The organism is Pseudomonas sp. JV241A (assembly GCF_900275665.1).
In the GTDB taxonomy this organism is placed as follows: domain Bacteria; phylum Pseudomonadota; class Gammaproteobacteria; order Pseudomonadales; family Pseudomonadaceae; genus Aquipseudomonas; species Aquipseudomonas wadenswilerensis.
Genome location: NZ_OPYO01000015.1, coordinates 39,224 through 55,716, shown reverse-complemented (window position 1 = coordinate 55,716; position 16,493 = coordinate 39,224). Strand labels below are relative to the sequence as shown.

Sequence of the window (16,493 nt, the reverse complement as noted above, 5' to 3'; positions counted from 1 at the left end):
TCAGTTCCACGGACGGTCGCCGTTCTCGTCCTTGACCCGGGTCGGCAGGCCCATCACGTCCAGCGCCTTGAGGAACGGCTCGGCTGGCAGTTCCTCGACGTTGACCATGCGCTGCACGTCCCACTCGCCACGGGCGACCAGCAGCGCCGCGGCCACAGGCGGCACGCCTGCGGTGTAGGAAATGCCCTGGCTGTCGGTTTCGGCGTAAGCCTCTTCGTGATCCGCTACGTTGTAGATGAACACTTCGCGCGGCTGGCCGTCCTTGGTGCCTTTGACCAGGTCGCCGATGCAGGTCTTGCCGGTGTAACCCGGTGCCAGCGAGGCGGGGTCAGGCAGCACGGCCTTGACCACTTTCAACGGCACCACTTCCAGGCCTTCGGCGGTCTTGACCGGTTGCTCGGAGAGCAGGCCAAGGTTCTTCAGCACGGTGAACACGTTGATGTAGTGCTCGCCGAAGCTCATCCAGAAGCGCACGTTCGGCACGTCGAGGTTCTTCGACAGCGAGTGCACTTCGTCGTGGCCGGTCAGGTACAGGTTCTGCGAGCCGACTACCGGCAGGTCGTCGGTACGCTTGACTTCGAACATGGTGTTGCTGGTCCACTGGCTGTTCTGCCAGCTCCACACCTGCCCGGTGAACTCGCGGAAGTTGATTTCCGGGTCGAAGTTGGTGGCGAAATATTTGCCATGGGATCCGGCATTGACGTCGAGGATATCGATGGAGTCAATGCTGTCGAAATACTTTTGCTTGGCCAGGGCCGCATAGGCGTTGACCACGCCCGGATCGAAGCCCACGCCAAGAATGGCGGTAACGTTCTTTTGTTGGCATTCCTCGAGGTGTTTCCACTCGTAGTTGCCATACCAGGGCGGCGTCTCGCAGATCTTGCCCGGTTCTTCGTGAATGGCGGTGTCCAGGTAGGCCACGCCAGTATCGATGCAGGCACGCAGCACCGACATGTTGAGGAAAGCGGAACCGACGTTGATGACGATTTGCGATTCGGTTTCGCGGATCAGCGCTTTGGTCGCTTCGACGTCCAGCGCATTCAACGAGAAGGCCTTGATCTCTGCAGGTTGCTTGAGGCTACCCTTGGCCTTGACGCTGTCGATGATGGCCTGGCATTTGGAGATGTTGCGCGACGCGATAGCAATACGACCGAGTTCGTCGTTGTGCTGCGCGCACTTGTGGGCCACCACCTTGGCGACACCTCCTGCACCAATGATAAGAACGTTCTTCTTCAATTTCTCTTTCTCTCCTTTACTGCCAGCTTACGACAGGCTGGACAAGTAGTCTTCGAACCCGAATTCACGAACCAGCTCGACACTACCGTCGAGTTGTTTCACTACGATGGACGGCATTTTCAGGCCGTTGAACCAGTTTTTCTTGACCATGGTGTAACCCGCTGCGTCAACAAACGACAGCCGATCGCCGATGGCCAGCGGACGATCGAATTGGTATTCGCCGAAAATGTCGCCGGCAAGGCAGGATTTGCCGCATACCATGTAGGTGTGTTCGCCCTCGCTTGGCGCCAGCTTGGCGTTCAGGCGGTAGATCAGCAGGTCGAGCATGTGCGCTTCGATCGAGCTGTCGACCACGGCCAGGTGCTTGCCGTTATAGAGGGTGTCGAGCACGGTAACTTCCAGCGAGGCGCTCTGGGTGATCGCCGCTTCGCCCGGTTCCAGGTAAACCTGCACGCCGTACTTCTCGGAGAAGGCTTTCAGGCGCGCGCAGAAGGCATCGAGTGCGTAGCCTTCACCGGTAAAGTGGATGCCGCCGCCCAGGCTGACCCACTCGACCTTGTGCAGCAGATGGCCGAAGCGCTCTTCGATGGTGCCGAGCATCTGGTCGAACAGGCCGAAGTCGTCGTTCTCGCAGTTGTTGTGGAACATGAAGCCGGAGATCTTCTCGATGACGGCTTCGACCTTCACCGGGTCCCACTCGCCCAGGCGGCTGAACGGGCGCGCCGGGTCGGCCAGCAGGTAGTCGGAGCTGCTCACCTGCGGGTTGACGCGCAGGCCGCGGACCTTGCCTTCGGAGGCATCGGCAAAGCGCTGCAGCTGGCCGATGGAGTTGAAGATGATCTTGTCGCAGTTGTCGAGCATCTCTTCGATTTCGTCGTCGGCCCAGGCCACGCTGTAGGCGTGGGTCTCGCCCTCGAACTTCTGGCGGCCAAGCTTGAGCTCGTACAGCGACGACGAGGTGGTGCCGTCCATGTACTGCTGCATCAGGTCGAACACCGACCAGGTGGCGAAGCACTTGAGTGCCAGCAGGGCCTTGGCCCCGGACTGCTCGCGCACGTAGGCGATCTTCTCCATGTTGCGCAGCAGCTTGGTTTTGTCGATGAGGTAGTACGGCGTTTTGATCATTTCGAGGCCCCCGGCCAGGCCGGCCAAAAAAAGGACACGCATTGTGCCTTCCCTTGCTCCAAGTCGAAAGAGCAAAAGCGCTTTTCCCTTGATCAGCGGTCAATTTCAGAGCAACCGAAGGTGGCCGACCCACTGTTCGACGAGCAAAACCGCGGCAATCAGGATCATCGCCAGCCCGGACACCCGGCTGACCACTTTCGCCGCTGCGGGCCGCGACTGCAGCACTGCCTGGGAGCCGAAGCCCACCAGCAGATAGACCACCGCGCAACTGAAGGCATGGACCAGGCCCAGGGTGACGATCTGCACCGGCACCGACCAGGCGGCCATGGCGTCGGTGAATTGCGGCAGCAAGGCCACGAACAGCAGGAAGACCTTGGGGTTGAGGCCGCTGACGCAGGCACCTTTGAATGCCCAGCGCGCCCAGGAGGCCGACGCCTGCGCCTGCCCGGCGTGTGGAACCGAAGGATGGATAAGCATGTTGACGCCCAGCCACAGCAGATAAGCCGAGCCCGCCACGGTCAGCAGCGTGAGGGCCATGGGGGTGCTCGCCACCAGCCCGCCTACCCCGGCAGCCACCACCAGGGTTGCCGCCAGGTGCCCGAGCAATAGCCCGGTCACGGCAGGCACGACCACACGGCCGCGCAGGCCAGCGGAAATGGCATAGGCCCAGTCCACCCCCGGGGTGATCACGAACAACAACGACACCGCCCAGAAGGCGGCCAGCATGTTCAAGGTCATGGCCGCACCGCCGCGTGCTGTGCCTGGAAGTTTCTTGCCTGCATCGCTCTACCTCGTCGCAAATCTGGAGTTCGCAGGGAGATTAGAGAAAAGCTGATAGGATTATCTTTCGAATATTCCAGAACTACTGGCCAATATAGAAAGGTTCTTCCACATGGACAGGATTGACCGCAATATTCTTGCGCAACTGCAGAACGACGGGCGCCTGTCGGTGACCGAACTGGCCGAACGGGTGGGTTTGAGCCTGTCGCCCTGCCACCGGCGGGTGCGTGCCCTGGAGCAATCCGGGGTGATCCAGGGCTACCGCGCACAACTGGCGCCGGGTGCCCTGGGGCTGAACTTCTCGGCAATGGTGTTCGTGACCTTGCGCGAAGGTGATCGCCCGGCGGTGAGCGCCTTTGAAGCGGCGCTGCAGGAGATACCCCAGATCGTCGAGGCGCAGCGGCTGTTTGGTGATCCGGACTATCTGCTGCAGGTGGTCACCCGCGACCTGCCAGCCTTCCAGCAACTGTACGATGAGCGGCTGTCGGCACTGCCCAATGTGCAGCGCCTGACCTCGACCCTGGTGATGAAGCGGGTTATCGAGAACCGCTCGTTGCCGATGTGAGCCGCGCGCACAATTGTTCTAAAGCCAGCCGCACAAACGCGCTATGGTCGGGCTTGCCCCCTCACCCCCCGGAGCCCGCCGTGCCCAGCCAGCACTGGATCGCTCTCGCCCAGGCTTCCAGACTCAAACGACGCCAGCACGGTACTGAAAACCTTCTACGCTGCAAGACAAGATCCAGCCTGAATGACGGCGGCGCTGCAATGCGCTAACGCAAACTGAAAGAGGTACTGCCCCTGACCTGATGTTCTAACAACAACGTTGGCTAAGCCACGAAGGATCGAAGAAATGACAATGAAGTCTGTGTTGGCAGCGGTCAGCATCGGAGTCGGGTGCCTGGCTTCGACAGGTGCCCAGGCCGATGAGGCCATTCTGGACCAAAACTGGAGCACCAAGGATCTTGCGCTCTGGCAGAACACCTCCCAGGGCTCGCGCCTGGTGCCCTTGAGCTGGTTGATGGCGCTGGAGGTCGCAGGCACGCGGAAGGCGTTCCTCTCCGAAGACAACATCAAGGCGTACGGTTATACGCCCCACCTTCTGCCCTTCAATGGTTCCACCTTCCGACTGCCTCGCGGTTTCGTCATCGATCAGGGCGACGACAGGACCCTGACCTTTTCCCGCCTGCGCTGGTACGCCAATCAACGGGACCAGGAGCCCTGGGTAGGCATGAATTGCTCGGCGTGCCACACCGCCAATATTTCCCATGGTGACAATACCTGGGTGATACAGGGTGGCCCCACCAATGCGGATTTCCAGAAATTCCTCGATGCCTTTCGAGAAGCACTGTTTGCGACCGCCGAAAACGAAGAATCATTCGACCGCTTTGCACGAAACGTCTTGAAAGATGCCTACACACCGGCCAATCGACTGCAACTGCACACGGCGCTCAACAGCCTGGGTCAGTTCCTCAAGACCAGCGCCTCACTCAACGCTACCGACCTGGAGTATGGCCCCGGCCGCGTCGATGCAGTGGGGCATATTCTCAACCGGGTGGCGCAACTCAATGGCGCCATCGCTCAGACCCCCAACCCTTCGGATGCACCGGTGAGCTACCCGTTCCTGTGGAATACCCCTCAGCACAATGTGGTGCAGTGGAACGGCGTGGCCCCGAACAAGCGCCTGGGCAAGAACGGCCTGGACATCGGCGCCCTGGCCCGTAACGCTTCGGAAGTGGTCGGCGTGTTCGGTGATGTGGCGATGCAGCATGCCCCGCTGCTCAAGGGATTTGCTTCAAGCGTGCGCGTTCAGAACCTTGACCACCTTGAGCGAACCATTCAGAAACTCAAGCCGCCAAAATGGCCGGAACAACTGGGGAAAATCGACCCGGTGAAAGTCAGCCGAGGCGCTGCACTGTTCGCCAACAATTGTTCGAGCTGCCATCTACCGCTGGCGCGCAACGACCTGACCACACCGATCCAGGCACAGATGACGCGCATTGCTGCGCAGGAAACGCCCCAGACCATCGCAACCGATCCCTGGATGGCGTGCAATGCCGTACAGTTCAGCAGTGCCCCCGGCAACCTTCTAGGCGAACACCTCAATGCAGACCGCGGCCATATCGACCATGGCTCGTCGCTGGTCACTCAACTAGGTGTCGCTGCCCGGGAAATACTGTTGAACCAGAAGAGCGAAATTATCGACCTGGCGTTGCGTGGGGTCTTTCATGTCGACCCCCTGGTGGAACTGGAAGTCAGCAAAGACAAGCAACTGAGCATGATGAAAACACTGCTCCCGCCGCATAAAGCCTATCGACTCGAGCAATGTTATGCGCTGGCCAAGAAGAACACGGTGGAGAAAGGCAAAACAGTCCAGAAATACCCGCTGGCCTATAAAGCCCGTCCATTGACTGGCATCTGGGCAACCGCGCCCTACCTGCACAACGGCTCGGTACCCACGCTTTACGACCTGCTGCTGCCGGCAGAGCAACGTCCCTCGCGCTTCAAGATGGGCTCGACCCAGTTCGATCCGGAAAAAGTCGGATTTATCGATGCCTTCGGGCCCGGCAGTCAATTTACCTACGACACGTCCTTGCCCGGTAACTTCAACTTCGGCCACGACTACGGCGCATCGTCCTTCACCGATGCCGACCGTTATGCCTTGGTCGAATACATGAAAACCCTCTAGCCCGGTGGATGGCGGGGCCTTGCGCCCCGCCTCGCCCCATCAGCTGAACGCGTTGATGAACCAGGTAATCAACGGCAACGCGACGATGTCGATCAGCACCGCACCGCACAGCGGCACGATGATGAAGGCCTTGTAGGAGAACACCTTGTAGTGGTCGCAGATGGCGCCCATGTTGGCCACCGCGTTCGGTGTAGCGCCCAGGCCATGGCCCATGTAGCCGGCGCACAGCACCGCCGCATCGTAATTGCCGCCGAACAGGCGAAACAGCACGAAGATGCACAACAGCACCATGATCAGCACCTGCACCACCAGGATCACCAGCAGCGGCAGGCCCAGTTGCTCCAGCTCCCAGAACTTCAGGCTCATCATCGCCATGGTCAGGAACATCCCCAGGCTGATGTCGCCCAGGGTGCTGACGGCGTTGTCGGGGATCTCGATCAGCCGTGCGCGGTCGTTGAAGTTGCGCGCCAGAATGGCAACGAACATGGCACCGACATACACCGGCAGAACAATCCCCAGGTGCGCCTTCAAGGCATCGCCAATCCAGAAACCGAGCACCATGATCACCAGCATGCAGGTCAGCAGGCGCAGCAGCACCGGCGCATCGAGGCTGACCACAGGGGTTTCGTTGGCTTTTTCCAGGGCTTGCAGGGCATCGGCCTTGTCCGCCTGAACCACCAGTTTCTTGCGCTCGATCAGGTAGCGCGCCACCGGGCTGCCGAGCAGGCCACCGGCAACCATGCCGAAGGTCGCCGAGGCCAGCGCTGCGGTGGTGGCGCCGACAGTGCCGAGGCTCTCGGCGATCGGACCAAACGCTGCGGCCGCACCAAAGCCGCCTTCCAGCGACACTGCACCGGCCATGATCCCCAGCAACGGGTCGATGCCCAGTGCCTTGGCCATGCCCACGCCGACCAGGTTCTGCACCAGCGCCAGGGCCCAGCAGGCGCCGAGGTAGACGAACAGGATCTTGCCGCCCTGGCGCAGCAAGCCAAGGCTGCCCCCCAGGCCCACGGTGGTGAAGAACGCCACCATCAGCGGCGTTTGCATGGCGGTGTCGAGCTTGATATCCAGCCACTGCTGGTCACGCAGCAGCCACACCACCAGGGCGAAGCCGAAGCCGCCGATGACCGGGGCCGGGACACAGAGTTGGCGCAGCCAGTAGCTGTGCTTTTTCAGTTGTGCGCCCATCGCCAGCAGCAATAGCGCCAGGGCGACGGTGGTCAGAGCATCGAGTTGCAGGGTCAGCATGGTTAACACTCTTCTTTTTATAGTTGGATCAGGGGGTAAGGGTTTCAGTCGACCAGGCTGGCCAACAGCCGCGCACCTATGCGCGCCGTTCGCTGGTCCTGGTCGAGGCCAGGGTTGAGTTCCGCGATATCGGCCATGCGCAACTTGCCGCTCGCTTTGGCGCGGCGGGCCAGGTGCTCGACCACCATCAACTCGACGCCATGGGCCGAAGGCGCACTGACGCCAGGCGCCTGGCTTGCCGGTAGCACGTCCAGGCAGAGGGTCAGGTACAGGTGGTCGATGCCACTGAGGAAGTCATCGACAAAGGCTTCGAGAGCGGCGATGTTCCACGGCTGCATCTGCCGATCAAGGCGATAGCGCACGTTCAGGCGCCGGGCCTGGTCGAACAGCGCCTGGGTATTGTTCAACTCGCTCACGCCCAGGCAGCAATACTCAAAGGCCATGCCCGCCTGCTGGCAGTACTCGGCGATCTGCCGGAACGGCGTGCCGGAACTGCTCTGGGCGCTATGGCGCAGGTCGAAGTGCGCATCGAAATTGACGATGCCGATGCGCGGGCGCTGTTCGTGCCGTCGCAGATGTCCGGCCAGGCCAAGAAAACTGGCGTAGGCGATTTCGTGCCCGCCGCCCAGGCCCAATGGCAGATGCCCTTGATCAAGCAGTTTCGTCACTCGCTTGGCATAGGCCTGCTGGGCGCCTTCCAGATCGCTGCCGAGGCAGACGAAGTCGCCGCTGTCATACACCGGACGCTGGCCGCGCCAGGCCAGGTTAGCCAATGCCTTGCGTAGGGCCGGTGGCCCCTGGCGCGCACCGCTGCGGCCCTGGTTACGGATGACACCTTCATCACAGGCCAGGCCCACCAGGGCGTTGCCTGCCGGTTGATCGTCAGCCCAGGGCCGCACCCATTGGTGCCAGCGCAATGCCGACGCACCTTCTGCGGCATCGACGCGACCCTGCCATAGCGGCAGTGCGGTATTGCTGTTCATGCGGGGTACTCCAGTAGATTCAGTCCAGCCGCGCACCGATGCGCAGGGCGACCTCACAGGTCCAGCGGGTCAGGCGCTCGCTGTTCTGCCGGGCTCGAATGGCCGGGGCCATCAGGCTGATTGCGCCGTGCAGGCGGTTGCGGCTGTCGAGCACCGGAGCACTGACGCCCCAGATGCCGTCGTCGATTTCACCGAGGCTGATGGCATAACCCTGGTCACGGATCTGCACGAAGCTCTGGCGGTAACTGTCCAGTGCTTCAGCCTCCAGGCCCTGTTCCTCGAGAATGGCCAGGCTGCGCGCCGGCTCCATGTGCGCCAGCAACACCCGCGCCGAAGCGCCGACCCGCAACGGTTGGGCCAGGCCCTTCTGGTAACAGCAGCGCAGCGGCTGCGGACTGTCGATCAGTTCGATACAGATGGCCTGGCCGTTACTGGGCACCATCAGTGCCACGCTTTCCTGGCTGAGTTCGGCCAGGCGCCTGAGCTCGGGCTTGGCCAGCGACACCAGCAGCGCCTCACGGTCGAATTTCTTCGCCAGCTGCAGGCAGGCCGGGCCCGGCAGATAGCGGCCATGACCGTTGTCCTCGGCCAGCCCCCAGCGCAGCAGGGTCTTCAGGTGCCGATAGGTACTGCTCAGGGGCTGGTCCAGTTGCAGGCTCAGCTCCTTGGCCGACACGGCCTCGTTGGCCTGGCCGAGGGCAACGAGGATTTGCAGCAGGCGATCGGTGGGCGCGGTGTAGGTCATATGTGCTCCTTGTCGCCATGGTGCACAGTCTTTCTCAATAGGTGAAACTCGATTCCCATTGAGTGGGAAATGCCCTACTTATAGAGGCTGAGCCGCCGTTTGTCAGTCCCGACCGAATACTGGCCGAAAGAACGAACGCTCATAGCTGAGGATGCACCGGGTATCCTGGGCGTACTGGAAGGCGGCCAGGCACTCGGGGTCGTTCATCGAGTCCTGGCGGTAGCGTTCGTACTCGGCAAGGCTTGGGAAGGTGAACATCGCCAGGGCGATATTGTTGGCGCCTTCCGAGGGCAGGAAGTAACCGTGGTGCTGGCCGCCGAAGCGTTCCACCAGCGGGATCCAGAGTTTGCCGTAATGCTCGAACTCGGCGAGTTTGTAGGGGTCGAGGACGTAGCGCAGGTAGCAGGTGATCATCGGTGGGTTCTCGCTCAGGTTGTTGTCCAGGGAAACGGCAGAACTGAAATCAGTCCCACTCCATCTTCACATCGGTTTTACGGCGAAATTGATCAACAATTGATGGGTGGTGAGCGTCAGTGGGTTCACTGAGGCGTCCTTTCGGTCAGTGTGGTGTCGATCAAGGCTGCGGGCTGCCAATCTCATCCATGAAACCTTGCACAAACAGCTCAAGCCGCCGATGCCGCTCCGCCGCCAGGCGTGCGCCCTCCCCGGTCTGAAAGCCCGAGGCCAGCTTGAGCAGTTTGCTATGGAAGTGTTCGAGGCTGTACTGCCGGTCCTGATAGTCGCGCCCTGCTGCGGTGGGATTATTGAAGTCGTACAGGGCAGAGCCCATGCGCCCGCCGACGTAGAAGCAGCGGGCCACGCCGACCATGCCGATGGCGTCCAGGCGGTCGCTGTCCTGAAGGATTTTCGCTTCGAGGGTTTCAGGCTGCAAGCCAGCAGAAAAACTGTGGGTGGCGATGGCGTGGGCCACGGCGCTGATGCGCTCGGCGGGCCAACCCAGTTCAGCCAACAGTTTTGCAGCCTTATCCGCAGACAGGCTCGAGGCCTTTGAGCGCAGTGGGGAACTCTTCTCGATCACGACGCAGTCGTGCAACAGCGCGGCGGCCAGGAGGAGGGTCAGGTCGCCGCCCTCTTGGGCCTGAATGGTGCGGGCGTTGATCCAGACCCGGTGGATGTGAGCCAGGTCGTGGGAGCCATCGCCGTTGTCCGCAGGCAAGTGCGGCAACAAAATGTCGGCGAGGTCTTGGCAGGGATCGAAAGGTTGGGCTGGCATCAGGAATGGCGTCTTGGACCGGGTTATCGAAAATACGCCAGCGGCGCCTGGATTGCGACTGCTTCGCACTCGATCGCGGGTCAAGCCCGCTCCCACAGGTTATGCACCAGAGTCAAGAACAGCATCGGATCTGCCCTAACCCAGGCAACTCCATTTATCCGCGATGGGACGCGGCGCGCCCATAAATCAGCAACTCGCCACCCGTGGCGATCACCAGGCTCAGGCCGGTGTAGGAAAACCCGAATGCGCGCACTTCGGTCTCGATCGCCAGGGTATGAAACTGCCAGGGCCGGTTATAGCGCGCACCATGCAGCCACGAACCCGGCTCGACCAGCAGCAGGTGCTGCTCGGGCCAGGCCAGGGTGATGTTCTCCACGACCCAGCCATCGCTGGTGCTGATCGGCAGGCTGCCGCCCTGAATGCCGGCCATGCGAATCACCCGGTCGTGCAACGGGCCGATGCCGCGGGTTTCCAGGTAATGGTCGCTGCCGAGGTTGTCGGTACGGTCGCGGGCAATTTTCTCGCCGGTGCGACAGTCGATCACGCTGCGGCCTGAACTTGAGGCCACCAGCAGCCGCTCGCTGTCGCGGTCGAAACCGATTTCCAGCAGGCCGGCGACGGTGAACTGGCCGGTCAGTTTCCACGGCGCGGGTGCTGGCGAGACCGGCTGTTGGCGGATGGCCTGGCGTAACGGGTCGAGGTGTCTGCTGGTCATGGCGCCTTCCAGTGCTGATGCGTCAGCCGGTACACACGCACGGGCCGGCCGTGAAACTGCACGGTATCGAACGCATTGAAACCGGCTTTTTGCGCCACGCGCAAGGAGGCGACGTTTGCAGATTCAATGATCGCAATGACTGCAGGCTGTTGTTGCTGGCTGAATACATACTCCAGCACACCCTTCACCGCCTCGCTAGCGAGCCCCTGACGCCAATAGCGCGTGGCCAGCCGATAGCCCAGGCTGGCCTCCTGCACCCCTGCGACCTGCTCCGGGCTGACCCCGCAGAACCCGACCAGCTCGCCGCTGGCCTTGTCGACCAGAGCCCACTGGCCCATGCCGTAATTGGCATAGCACTGCACGCACCAGTCGATGAAGGCGCCCGTCATCTGTTCGTCGCAGACGCCGCGCAGCGAGAACTTCATGACCTCGGGGTCGCTAAGGATGGCCGTCAGGGCGGGCAGGTCCTGGCGAGAGAGTTCGCGGACGAGCAGGCGCGGGGTTTCGAACAGGGGCATGGATACTTTCCTTGTATCGGTGTAGGAGAGGCGGTGCAGCGCCGCTCCTACAATCCCTATCGCCAGCCGGTTGGTCAACCCTCGCGGGAAATCGGCACTCCTGCGCTGGCTTTCGGCCCAGCCACGAGATATGACCGTTTTTTCATGGGTAGCCTCCAGAGGGGTTTTGAAGGTTAGGTGTGCCGGGTCCGCCAGGGTTCATTTCGATTGCCATTGCGGGCAGGGCAATATCTGGCATCATCGCCTCAACCTGCCAGTTCGCGGAGCCGCGCCTTGCCCACCCCACGCCAGTTCAGCAAGAAATCCAGCACCAGCAACATGCTCAATCTCAAACACCCTGTGGCGGCCTCTACCCCGGCTTATCAGGTGGGTTTCCTGCTGCTGGAGAACTTCTCCATGGCCAGCTTTACCGTGGCGATGGACGTACTGGTCACGGCCAACCTGCTCAAGAGCCAGCTGTATTTGAGCACACCGTTTTCCCTGGGCAGCGAACGGGTGACCAGTGACCTGGGCCTGGAGATCTATGCCGCGCACATCGACCGCGCGGCCCTGGACCACCTGGACATGCTGATCGTCTGCGGCGGCTTGCGTACCCCGCTCAAGTACCCGGAGCTGGACAGGCTGCTGGCCGATGCCGCCGCCCACCAACTGGCCCTGGGCGGGTTGTGGAACGGTGCCTGGTTTCTCGGCCGCGCCGGGGTGCTGGAAGGCTACAACTGCACCATCCACCCCGAACAACGGGCAAGCCTGGCCGAGCGCAGCCCGCAGTGCACCATCACCCCGGCAAGCTTTGTGCTCGACCGCGAGCGCCTGACCGCCGCCAGCCCCAACGGCGCGCTGGAGATGATGCTGGGGTTGCTCAAGTTGCAGCATGGCGAGGCGCTGGCCGAGGGTGTCGAGGAGATCCTGGCGTTTTCCAGCGCGCGCTTTCGCCGGGTCGACAGCAGCCAGAAAAAAACCATGAGCGCGCCACTGCGCACCATCGTCGAGCTGATGGAAAGCAACCTGGAAGAGACCCTCAGCCTCGATCAGCTGGCAGCCTACAGCGGCCGTTCGCGGCGGCAGATCGACCGCCTGTTCCAGGCGCAACTGGGCACCTCGCCGAGCCGCTACTACATGGAACTGCGCATCACCAAGAGCCGGCGCCTGCTGCAGTATTCCGACCTGCCGCTGATGGATGTGGCCATTGCCTGTGGCTTTGTTTCGGTCTCGCACTTCAGCAAGTGCTACTGCGCCTACTTCGGCTACCCGCCTTCGCGCGAGCAGCGGCTCGGCGAGTAAGTGCGGCGGTTGCCGTTGAGGCTCAAGCCGCCCTCCACCACCAGTACCAGCACCGCCAGCCAGATCGCCAGGTAGGTTGGCCACTGCGCCGGGGCGATGCTGTCGCCCAGCAGCACCGCGGCCACCACCAGCAGCACCGGCTCGACATAAATCAGCAGACCGAACAGGGACAGGTTCAGGCGCGGTGCCGACAGTGCTTGCAAGCCCAGGGCCGCCGCGCTGATCGCACCCAGGCCGAGCACCAGCCAGGGCAGGTTCGAGGCCAGCCCGGCAAGGCCGAGCACCACCCCGCCCTTGAGCACGAAGTACAGGCTCACCGGCAGGCTCAAACTCATGTCGAACCACAGCCCGCCCATATTGTTGGTGTCGGTCACCCGGCGCAGCCAGAAATACAGGGGGTAGCCCAGGGATACCACCAGCACCGGCCAGGAAATCGCCTTGGCGATGGCGATCTGGTTGATGATGCCCAGCGCCGCCAACGCACACGCCAGCAGTTGCAGGCGGCTGATCGAATCCTTGAAGGCCAGGCGGCCGACAATCACCATGACCAGCGGCATCAGGAAGTAGCCCAGCGATACATCCAGGCCATGGCCGTTGATCGGCGCCCACATGAACAGCCACAACTGCACGCCGAGCAAGGCTGCCGAGACCAGGCGAATCGCCCAGAACCAACGCTCCTCGAACAGCCGCTGGAAGATCCGCCGCACCTGCGGCCAGTGTCCGCTGGCGATCACCATCAGGGTCAGGCACGGCACGGTCAGCAGAATCCGCCAGCCGTAGATTTCGGCGCCGTCGAGGGGCGCGAGCAGGCTGGTATAGGCGTACATCACCGCGAACAGCACCGAGGCGAGGACATTGAGCACTACACCCAACGTGGAGTTATGCGCGGTCATTGCAAATTCCCTAATGAGGAGCCACAGACGGTGATAATTTATTCCACAGGCACTGATAAGTGCCCTCGTTTTCACCCCTCAAGATGAGAAATTTTTGCATGGACCTGGACGAATTCGACCTTGCCCTGCTCGCCGCCTTGCAGCGCGACAACAGCCAGCCCCTGCGCGAGCTGGCCGAGCAGGTGCACTTATCAACAGCCTCGGTACAGCGGCGTATCCAGCGCTTGAAAAAGACCGGGGTGATCCAGGCCAACGCCGCGGTCATCGACCCGGACAAAGTCGGCCAGGTGATTACCCTGATGGTCGAGGTACATGCCGACCGCACCCAGTCGGCGGACCTGGAAGTGATGAAGCGCGCCTTCTCTGGGCCTGAAATTCAGCAGTGCTATTACGTCACTGGCGATGCCGACTTTTTGTTGGTGCTGACGGTGGCGAGCATGACCGTGTTCCAGAACATCGCCCAGCGGCTGTTTCACGATAATCCGAACGTGAAGTGGTTCCGGACCATTGTGGTGCTGGAGCGGGTCAAGACGACCTTGCAGGTGCCGCTGTAAGATCTGCGCCGGCCTGCACTGCCCATGTGGGAGCGGGCTTGCCCCGCGATGGGGTCAGTACAGCCTCCCCATCAGGTGGCGTCTGGATTGCGACCGTTTCGCGCTCGATCGCGGGTCCAGCCCGCTCCCACAGAGTTGCGCTGCATCCAAATCCACTATGGCTGCGGCAACTCCTTGAGCGCTGTGGCCAACGCCTCGGCACTGGCATATTCCTTCTGCCCCGCCACAACCCCCTGCTCCAACTGAATCCACAGCACCTTGTCTTCAGCCCCCGGATAGCGCGCAACCACCTTGCCGTCGCGGTCCAGCACCACCCGGTAGCTGTAGTCGCGCATGGCCGGAATCGCGAACAGCTTGCTGATCAGCGCCGGCATGCGCTGAATGTCAGCGACGAACACCGCATCGCGCGCTTCCAGGTAGCCCTTGGGCTGTTCGCCCACTGCAGCCTGGACCAGCTTGGCACCGTCCATGTTGCGCGCCACCAGCAGCACACGGGTCTGCTCGTTGAGGCTGTAGGCCTGGTCGTGCTGGTCGAGCAAGGTAAAGGGTGCCAGGCGTTCACCGACTTCGGCGGCGCTGGCCAGCAGCGGCATCAGGCTCAGTAGCAGGGTAATGGCGTATTTCACAGGTGACCTCATTGTCAGTGCAGGACTGCTGATCCTAGCGTGGATGCGAGGGCTGCAGTACCCTTTGCGCTCATTTCAAGGAGGACTCGGTGTGCCAAGGATGCTGACATTGTTGCTCTGCTGTGCCCTGTTCCCGACCACCGCCTGGTCGGCGCTGAGCCTTGGCGAGTTCACGCTGGGCATGCCGCGCGCGCAGGTCGTGGAGGTAATGGAGCGGCATTTCACCCGGGTCTGGCTGATCAACGGCGTGCACTACAACGTGCCCCGTCAGTACTACCAGGCTGTCGACCCGGTACCGGGCATCGAACCCTACAAACTCGGCGGCGTCGAGGTCAGCCGCATCGAAGCGGCCTTCGACAAGGATGACCGCCTGCGCCAGGTTTCGCTGTCGCTGGAGACCACCGACGGCGAACGCGCCATGCAACTGGTGCCGTTGATGCGTCAGGCCAAAGAAGCGCCGAACAGCAGTGGCCGCCACGACCTGCTGCTCGAAGACGGTGAACTGACCTACTGGACCAGCGCGTTCTGGGAGTGGACGGTGATCAACATCGCCGACAAGCCCACTTCGCTGGAGAACATCCCGGCACGGGCGCGCAGCGACGAGAATCAGCGCGCCAAGGCGGCCAAGCGCTGATCGCTGCATTACCCCTCGCCATTGCTGGCACCGATCACCCCTGCCCGCTCCCGGCGCGGCAAGCGGCCATTGAGCACGGCATAAGCGCCCAGGCCGATCACCAGCCCCCAGAACGCCCCGCCGATACCGAGCAAACTGATATTGGCGGCCGCAGCCAGAAAGGTGATCAACGATGCTTCGCGGGTTTTCGCATCGGCCATGGCATTGGCCAGGCTGCTGCCAATGGTGCCCAGCAGCGCAAGCCCCGCCAGGGTGCTGATGAAGGTGGCCGGGAAGGCCATGAACAGCGCGGCCAGGGTTACCCCGAAGACGCCGACAAGAATGTAGAACACGCCCGCCGCCACCCCGGCGATCCAGCGCTTGGCAGGTTCTTCGTGGGCTTCCTTGCCGGTGCAGATCGCCGCGGTGATCGCGGCGATGTTGAAGGCGTGGGAGCCGAACGGCGCCATCAACAACGAGCCCAGCCCGGTAACGGCGACAATAGGGTTGGCACTGGCCTTGAAGCCGTCATTGCGCAGCACCAGCATGCCGGGCATGTACTGGCCGGTCAGGGTAATTAGGAACAGCGGCAGGGCCACGCTGAGCATGGCATTGAGCGAAAATGCAGGCGCGGTGAAGACCGGCGTCGCCAGTTGCAAGCGCAGCCCCGACAGCTCGACCTGCCCGCGCATCAGCAAAAAGCCCAGCCCCAGCAGCAGGATGCCGACCACCGCATAGCGCGCACTGAAGCGCTTGAAGAGCAGATAGGCCACGATCAGCAGCGCGGCCAGCAACGGGTCGACGCTGAGCCCGGCAAAGGCACCGATGCCGAATTGCAGCAGGATCCCGGCCAGCAGCCCCGCCGCAATGCCCGGCGGGATCAGGCGGATGAGCTTGTCGAAACAGCCCGACAAGCCCAGCAGCACAAACGCGGCTGCCGAGATCAGGTAGGCGCCCACCGCCTCGGCGTAGGGCGTACTGGCCAGGGCCACGACCAGGAAGGCGGCAGCCGGTGTCGACCAGGCGGTGATGATCGGCTGGCGGCTGAGCCAACTGAGCAACAGCCCGCTAACCCCCACGCCGATGGATACCGACCACACCCAGGAAGCCGTGAGGGCCGGGCTCAAACCAGCGACCTTGGCCGCTTGGAACACCAGGATGAAGGTCCCGCCGTAATTGACGATAACCGAGATGAGACCGGCAATGAGCGGGTGCATGAGGTCGCCGGGGCGTAGTGCTGAAGTAGACATGGCGGC

The 16,493-nt window shown here is 62.3% G+C and carries 18 protein-coding genes; 5 read left to right on the top strand and 13 right to left on the bottom strand.

From position 1 onward, the window contains the following. The 3 genes from JV241A_RS09825 to JV241A_RS09815 form a co-directional block, all read right to left on the bottom strand. Positions 1–1,236, bottom strand: a complete 1,236-nt coding sequence (locus JV241A_RS09825; RefSeq protein ID WP_115087394.1) for a saccharopine dehydrogenase family protein — start codon at positions 1,234–1,236, stop codon at positions 1–3. 27 nt (positions 1,237–1,263) lie between these two features. Further along, positions 1,264–2,361, bottom strand: coding sequence for a carboxynorspermidine decarboxylase (gene nspC, locus JV241A_RS09820; protein WP_115087666.1), 1,098 nt, complete (start codon positions 2,359–2,361; stop codon positions 1,264–1,266). 105 nt (positions 2,362–2,466) lie between these two features. Then, on the bottom strand, positions 2,467–3,099 hold the full coding sequence (locus tag JV241A_RS09815) for a LysE family translocator (protein WP_134062229.1): 633 nt from the start codon (positions 3,097–3,099) through the stop codon (positions 2,467–2,469). Between the two features lie 154 nt (positions 3,100–3,253). On the opposite strand from JV241A_RS09815, the gene JV241A_RS09810 reads away from it, so the two are divergent. Together JV241A_RS09810 and JV241A_RS09805 are read left to right on the top strand one after the other, a co-directional pair. Then, positions 3,254–3,706, top strand: coding sequence for an Lrp/AsnC family transcriptional regulator (locus JV241A_RS09810; RefSeq protein ID WP_115087398.1), 453 nt, complete (start codon positions 3,254–3,256; stop codon positions 3,704–3,706). 285 nt (positions 3,707–3,991) lie between these two features. Beyond that, complete coding sequence (locus JV241A_RS09805) at positions 3,992–5,827, top strand: di-heme-cytochrome C peroxidase (RefSeq protein WP_233674339.1); 1,836 nt, start codon at positions 3,992–3,994, stop codon at positions 5,825–5,827. A 39-nt stretch (positions 5,828–5,866) separates the two neighbouring features. Here the strand turns inward: JV241A_RS09805 and gltS are convergent, their stop codons facing one another. The 7 genes from gltS to JV241A_RS09770 form a co-directional block, all read right to left on the bottom strand. Beyond that, positions 5,867–7,075 (bottom strand): sodium/glutamate symporter, encoded by a 1,209-nt coding sequence (gene gltS / locus JV241A_RS09800; protein ID WP_115087402.1) that lies wholly within the window; start codon positions 7,073–7,075, stop codon positions 5,867–5,869. Between the two features lie 44 nt (positions 7,076–7,119). After that, positions 7,120–8,058 (bottom strand): formimidoylglutamase, encoded by a 939-nt coding sequence (hutG, locus tag JV241A_RS09795; RefSeq protein WP_134062225.1) that lies wholly within the window; start codon positions 8,056–8,058, stop codon positions 7,120–7,122. A 19-nt stretch (positions 8,059–8,077) separates the two neighbouring features. Then, positions 8,078–8,803, bottom strand: a complete 726-nt coding sequence (locus JV241A_RS09790) for an IclR family transcriptional regulator (protein WP_115087405.1) — start codon at positions 8,801–8,803, stop codon at positions 8,078–8,080. A 102-nt stretch (positions 8,804–8,905) separates the two neighbouring features. Further along, a complete protein-coding gene (locus JV241A_RS09785; protein ID WP_115087407.1) occupies positions 8,906–9,217 on the bottom strand; it encodes an NIPSNAP family protein in 312 nt (103 codons plus the stop codon). A 160-nt stretch (positions 9,218–9,377) separates the two neighbouring features. Further along, the gene (locus JV241A_RS09780; RefSeq protein WP_115087408.1) at positions 9,378–10,037 is read right to left on the bottom strand and encodes an HD domain-containing protein; all 660 of its coding nucleotides are present in this window, start codon (positions 10,035–10,037) and stop codon (positions 9,378–9,380) included. A gap of 154 nt (positions 10,038–10,191) precedes the next feature. Further along, positions 10,192–10,752, bottom strand: a complete 561-nt coding sequence (locus JV241A_RS09775; protein ID WP_115087409.1) for a hypothetical protein — start codon at positions 10,750–10,752, stop codon at positions 10,192–10,194. Beyond that, the gene (locus JV241A_RS09770) at positions 10,749–11,270 is read right to left on the bottom strand and encodes a GNAT family N-acetyltransferase (RefSeq protein WP_134062223.1); all 522 of its coding nucleotides are present in this window, start codon (positions 11,268–11,270) and stop codon (positions 10,749–10,751) included. Before JV241A_RS09770 ends, JV241A_RS09775 begins: the two co-directional genes overlap by 4 nt. Positions 11,271–11,543: 273 nt before the next feature. On the opposite strand from JV241A_RS09770, the gene JV241A_RS09765 reads away from it, so the two are divergent. Beyond that, the gene (locus JV241A_RS09765) at positions 11,544–12,551 is read left to right on the top strand and encodes a GlxA family transcriptional regulator (RefSeq protein ID WP_134062221.1); all 1,008 of its coding nucleotides are present in this window, start codon (positions 11,544–11,546) and stop codon (positions 12,549–12,551) included. Here JV241A_RS09765 and rarD read toward each other — a convergent pair. Next, entirely contained in the window at positions 12,515–13,444 is a 930-nt protein-coding gene (gene rarD, locus JV241A_RS09760) for an EamA family transporter RarD (RefSeq protein ID WP_134062219.1), read from the bottom strand. The genes JV241A_RS09765 and rarD overlap by 37 nt on opposite strands. 98 nt (positions 13,445–13,542) lie before the next feature. Here rarD and JV241A_RS09755 point away from each other — a divergent pair, with 98 nt between their 5' ends. Then, positions 13,543–13,998: an Lrp/AsnC family transcriptional regulator gene (locus JV241A_RS09755; protein ID WP_115087415.1), complete on the top strand. Its 456-nt coding sequence runs from the start codon at positions 13,543–13,545 to the stop codon at positions 13,996–13,998. Between the two features lie 155 nt (positions 13,999–14,153). On the opposite strand, the gene JV241A_RS09750 is transcribed toward JV241A_RS09755, so the two are convergent. Beyond that, positions 14,154–14,624 (bottom strand): FAD/FMN-containing dehydrogenase, encoded by a 471-nt coding sequence (locus JV241A_RS09750; RefSeq protein ID WP_134062217.1) that lies wholly within the window; start codon positions 14,622–14,624, stop codon positions 14,154–14,156. Between the two features lie 91 nt (positions 14,625–14,715). Between JV241A_RS09750 and JV241A_RS09745 the strand changes: the two genes are divergently transcribed. After that, a complete protein-coding gene (locus JV241A_RS09745; protein WP_145959288.1) occupies positions 14,716–15,258 on the top strand; it encodes a hypothetical protein in 543 nt (180 codons plus the stop codon). Positions 15,259–15,266: 8 nt separating this feature from the next. Here the strand turns inward: JV241A_RS09745 and JV241A_RS09740 are convergent, their stop codons facing one another. Continuing rightward, the gene (locus JV241A_RS09740; RefSeq protein WP_134062215.1) at positions 15,267–16,487 is read right to left on the bottom strand and encodes a benzoate/H(+) symporter BenE family transporter; all 1,221 of its coding nucleotides are present in this window, start codon (positions 16,485–16,487) and stop codon (positions 15,267–15,269) included. Between the last annotated feature and the right edge of the window lie 6 nt (positions 16,488–16,493).

Excerpts from the sequence above, each read along its gene's own strand:
- nspC (WP_115087666.1), bottom strand. The coding sequence starts at position 2,361 with ATGATCAAAACGCCGTACTACCTCATCGACAAAACCAAGCTGCTGCGC.
- JV241A_RS09770 (WP_134062223.1), bottom strand. The coding sequence starts at position 11,270 with ATGCCCCTGTTCGAAACCCCGCGCCTGCTCGTCCGCGAACTCTCTCGC.
- gltS (WP_115087402.1), bottom strand. The coding sequence starts at position 7,075 with ATGCTGACCCTGCAACTCGATGCTCTGACCACCGTCGCCCTGGCGCTA.
- hutG (WP_134062225.1), bottom strand. The coding sequence starts at position 8,058 with ATGAACAGCAATACCGCACTGCCGCTATGGCAGGGTCGCGTCGATGCC.
- JV241A_RS09790 (WP_115087405.1), bottom strand. The coding sequence starts at position 8,803 with ATGACCTACACCGCGCCCACCGATCGCCTGCTGCAAATCCTCGTTGCC.
- JV241A_RS09755 (WP_115087415.1), top strand. The coding sequence starts at position 13,543 with ATGGACCTGGACGAATTCGACCTTGCCCTGCTCGCCGCCTTGCAGCGC.
- JV241A_RS09805 (WP_233674339.1), top strand. The coding sequence starts at position 3,992 with ATGACAATGAAGTCTGTGTTGGCAGCGGTCAGCATCGGAGTCGGGTGC.
- JV241A_RS09785 (WP_115087407.1), bottom strand. The coding sequence starts at position 9,217 with ATGATCACCTGCTACCTGCGCTACGTCCTCGACCCCTACAAACTCGCC.
- JV241A_RS09780 (WP_115087408.1), bottom strand. The coding sequence starts at position 10,037 with ATGCCAGCCCAACCTTTCGATCCCTGCCAAGACCTCGCCGACATTTTG.
- rarD (WP_134062219.1), bottom strand. The coding sequence starts at position 13,444 with ATGACCGCGCATAACTCCACGTTGGGTGTAGTGCTCAATGTCCTCGCC.
- JV241A_RS09740 (WP_134062215.1), bottom strand. The coding sequence starts at position 16,487 with ATGTCTACTTCAGCACTACGCCCCGGCGACCTCATGCACCCGCTCATT.
- JV241A_RS09775 (WP_115087409.1), bottom strand. The coding sequence starts at position 10,752 with ATGACCAGCAGACACCTCGACCCGTTACGCCAGGCCATCCGCCAACAG.
- JV241A_RS09815 (WP_134062229.1), bottom strand. The coding sequence starts at position 3,099 with ATGACCTTGAACATGCTGGCCGCCTTCTGGGCGGTGTCGTTGTTGTTC.
- JV241A_RS09810 (WP_115087398.1), top strand. The coding sequence starts at position 3,254 with ATGGACAGGATTGACCGCAATATTCTTGCGCAACTGCAGAACGACGGG.